The following is a 3821-nucleotide window of genomic DNA, read 5'->3' as shown; positions in this document are numbered from 1 at the left end:
GCTGTAACACCAAGCAGTTCTCCGATTTTGTCAAACAGATAGGTCGCTCCGTAGAAGCTTCGTTTCATGACGGTGGATGGTACCGGCCCTTGCTTTGCCGGCGGCATAGCCAATCGCTTAGAGGGAACCAGGTTCCCAGCTTCGTCCAGTTTTCCTATGCAGACACGCTTGCTGCGCGACTGCTTCTTTTCTTTATCCCAATAGTTGGTTGATTCGTAAACATAGGTAGTGCCGTTCTTTTTGTTGGTTACATATACTAAACTCATAAAATCACGCCTTTCCACGTTATAATTATAACGTGGAAAGTGCGGAAATTCAATAGGAATAGCCAGAAATTTCCTTTTATATCAATGTTTTTTGCATTCCTCGTTATAATTTACACGGGAATGAAGGAGACAAGAGCAGTCGGAGTTTTGCCTCCAGACGTATGTCTTCATAAGCAGTCTTCTCAGCGTCCAATTCAGTGAAATAGTACTCAGCTAAATTTATCGATGCAGCAGGACTAACTGGAGAATCAACTGAAAATCTGGTTAAATCTATTATCTGAGAAGCTTCTTCGCCTTTGAATTCAATCCAGGCGTACTCCCAAGGATCAGTTGAATCTGGATGATAGGAGATTTCTGTATACGGATAAATCAGAAAACTCTCCCCTTCTTTAAGTTCAAATTCTTTTGACCGGGTTTTCAGTGTGCCTTTGCCTTTGATTATGTAGTGTAATGCATAGACATCCCGCACCCCAGGTCCCCATTTATGGGAGTTTACCGGCTTATGGCCACTGCTGACGTATTCTAATTGTTGGGGATTTTTTGAAGAAAAAAATCCTTCGTTACTGTTTTTCATCGTATTTCTCCTTTAAGTAAAGGCTTGAAGCTGTTTGTTAAACCGCCTTAATTATCCAGATTTATTTGTAAATTCAGAACGTCTCTATACCTGAATTATAACACGGCCGATTGAAAAAATTGACACTCTATCCATGCCTGAATCAGTTATGCTTTAGCAGATTTTTCTTATAGTTTAAAGCAATCTTGTCAGTGGCTGACAGTTTACTCAATCACTTGTCTTTGAATACCTGCACTAACATTCTGGTAAAATAGATTGAGACACACTACATTTAATACATCAATTATCACACAAATAAAACCTGTCATCCGTCATTAAATGACCTTAAACTTTTTATGACAGGAAAAAGGAGAAAATAATGGACTACCATATATCAACGCAAGGAAATGACCAAAATACAGGAACAAAAGAACAGCCTTTTCGCACAATCTCACGAGCGGCTGCTTTAGCAGAGCCTGGCGATACCGTTACTGTTCATGCCGGAGTGTACAGAGAATGGATCAATCCTTTAAATGGAGGAACAGAAGAACAGAGAATACTTTACAAAGCTGCTGGCGATGGAGAAGTCGTTATCTCAGGGGCTGAGCGTATTTCAGAATGGACTTCTGAAGGAAACAATGTCTGGAGTACAGAAGTGTCTAACTCCTTATTTAAAAATCGGAACCCATATGAAGTCGAGCTGAGTGGCGACTGGCTCTTTGACGGAGACCTGACTGCTCACTTGGGTGAAGTCTATCTGGACGGAAAATCTCTTTATGAATGCGGCAGTGTGGAGGAAGTAAATCATCCTGAAAGATGGTCTGAAGCGAAATATTCAGATGATTCTCTATTAAAATGGCATACAAAAGTGGGGACAGAAACGACGAAAATATGGGCAAACTTTGGTGGCAAAGATCCCCGAAGTGAGAATGTGGAAATAAATGTACGCCCTCACTGCTTCTGGCTTGAAAAATCCGGTGTGAATTATATTACCGTCAGTGGTTTCACGCTTACTCAAGCCTCACCTCAATGGGCACCCCCAACTGACTCTCAGGAAGGACTGATTGGTCCTCATTGGAGCAAGGGTTGGATTATCGAAAACAATACTATCAGCGAATCAAAAAACGTGGGCATCAGCTTAGGCACAGAAACTGGTACGGGGCACAAAGATAGAAAAAGAAAAGGTGGAACTCAGCGGGAACAGGAAGCCATCTTGAAGGCTCTCCATTCAGGCTGGCATAAAGATACGGTCGGCAGTCATATTGTGCGTAACAATATTATTCACGACTGTGAACAAGCTGGAATTGTCGGTCACATGGGCGCAGCTTTCAGCGAAATTTCACATAACCGTATTTACAATATCCACCATAAACGTCTTCGTCATGGGGCTGAAGTAGGTGGAATCAAACTGCACGCCGCTTTGGACACTCAAATCACGGACAATAAAATTTACAGCAGTTACAGAGGACTCTGGCTGGACTGGCAGGCACAGGGAACCCGCATCAGTCGCAATGTCTTTTTCGATAACTTGTCAGAAGATTTATTCGTCGAGGTCTGCCATGGTCCCTATTTGGTTGATCACAATCTGTTTTTGTCTCATATGAATTTCCGAAACATGGCTCAAGGTGGAGCCTTTGTGCATAATCTATTTGCCGGCAGATTTGTTGTTCAATCTGAACTCACACGAATTACGCCTTACCATTTCCCACATGAGACAGCTATGGCCGGCTACTCGAATATAACTGGAGGGGATGACCGCTACTTTAATAATATATTCCTTGGTGATGAAGATGGAAATAAAGAACCTGTGCCGATTAGATTCTTCGAACATCTTCCGCTTAAAAATCGGGAAGCTTCTGAAGCTGGAGAGAAAAAAGTTATGGACGGTGTTCCGGATGATTCCATCTGCTACCTGCATCCTGTTGGTCTAGGCGGATACAATCAGCATCCAAATGCCGATGAAAAGCAGTGGTGGGATATGACTAAAGAAGAAATTGCGGAACTGGGAGATGCAGCAGACGCTATTTTAGTAGGCAATGCAGTCTTGCCTGTTTCGATGGATGGGAACCTCTACCTTAATGAGGCAGTTCCAAGCTCTCAAGAAACGAATGCTGCTACGCTAAGGGAAAAAGTATTCCATATCGAGAGTAATCCGGTGGAAGGAATGGTGCATATTGAAATCAGTCAACCAGCATCCTTAGGTGAGCATTCTGAAGCTATGGTCACTACAGACATGCTGGGCAAAACATATCATGCTGAGATGGCCTTTGAAAAGCCTGATAATTCTCCTTACCGTTTTGACACAGATTATTTTAGTAACAGCAGAACCGATACACGGGTCACGCCCGGTCCCTTCAGGCTGGATCAGAATACCACTTTGATCTTTGAAGTTTAATATGAATTGATGCTGTAAAGGATTTTGTTCAAAGTATGAGAAAAATAAACCGATTAGGTAGTACATAAGTGTACTTCTAATCGGTTTTTCTATACCTACTAAATTCTAGTTCGTAGATTGCTAACTCGCGGGTTGAAGTGTCTCTGAGTCGCCCGGCTAACGCTCTGGTGGGTCATCTGAGGAAGAAAAATCTTCTTGAGTTGACCAGCCTGTCCTCTAGCTGGTCAACTGGTGGAGAATAAGCCACACGAGTTGACTAGCCTGCTCTCTAGAGGGTCGAGTGGTGACGAATTAGCCATACGAGTTGACTAGCCTGCCCTATAGCGGGTCATCTGGTGGTGAAGAAGCCGCTAGAGTCGTCCAGCTACTCACCAAATATTAACTGGCGGATAAAAATTGTCTAAGCCTGCACTTAAATTGACTAACATTCATACTGGCAGGAAAATATCGTTTGAGCTTTAACTTAACAGATTAAACGTCTGTCTAAGTTGAATGCATTCCATATAAAAATTGTTTCTGTCATTTGGATATACTAACTGAGCCAATTTCATAATTATTTGTCGTGTTTAACACCTGATAAATCAACTTTTTTAAAACATAGAAAAAA

General features: G+C 42.2%; 2 protein-coding genes and 1 pseudogene. 1 reads left to right on the top strand and 2 read right to left on the bottom strand.

What is annotated here, in order from left to right:
• Together ABFX15_RS00535 and ABFX15_RS00530 are read right to left on the bottom strand one after the other, a co-directional pair.
• A pseudogene (locus ABFX15_RS00535) lies at nt 1-266 on the bottom strand (IS1634 family transposase); the annotation flags it as partial.
• A 103-nt stretch (nt 267-369) separates the two neighbouring features.
• Nucleotides 370-840, bottom strand: coding sequence for an AraC family ligand binding domain-containing protein (locus tag ABFX15_RS00530; protein WP_346023616.1), 471 nt, complete (start codon nt 838-840; stop codon nt 370-372).
• A gap of 358 nt (nt 841-1198) precedes the next feature.
• On the opposite strand from ABFX15_RS00530, the gene ABFX15_RS00525 reads away from it, so the two are divergent.
• On the top strand, nt 1199-3214 hold the full coding sequence (locus ABFX15_RS00525; protein ID WP_346023615.1) for a right-handed parallel beta-helix repeat-containing protein: 2016 nt from the start codon (nt 1199-1201) through the stop codon (nt 3212-3214).
• The last annotated feature ends 607 nt before the right edge of the window (nt 3215-3821 follow it).

It is taken from the genome of Alkalibacterium indicireducens, assembly GCF_039522005.1.
Taxonomy (GTDB): domain Bacteria; phylum Bacillota; class Bacilli; order Lactobacillales; family Carnobacteriaceae_A; genus Alkalibacterium; species Alkalibacterium indicireducens.
This window is presented reverse-complemented; position numbering and strand designations above follow the sequence as displayed.

Bases quoted from the DNA above. Each gene is read 5' to 3' on its own strand.
- ABFX15_RS00530 (WP_346023616.1), bottom strand. From the start codon at position 840: ATGAAAAACAGTAACGAAGGATTTTTTTCTTCAAAAAATCCCCAACAA.
- ABFX15_RS00525 (WP_346023615.1), top strand. From the start codon at position 1,199: ATGGACTACCATATATCAACGCAAGGAAATGACCAAAATACAGGAACA.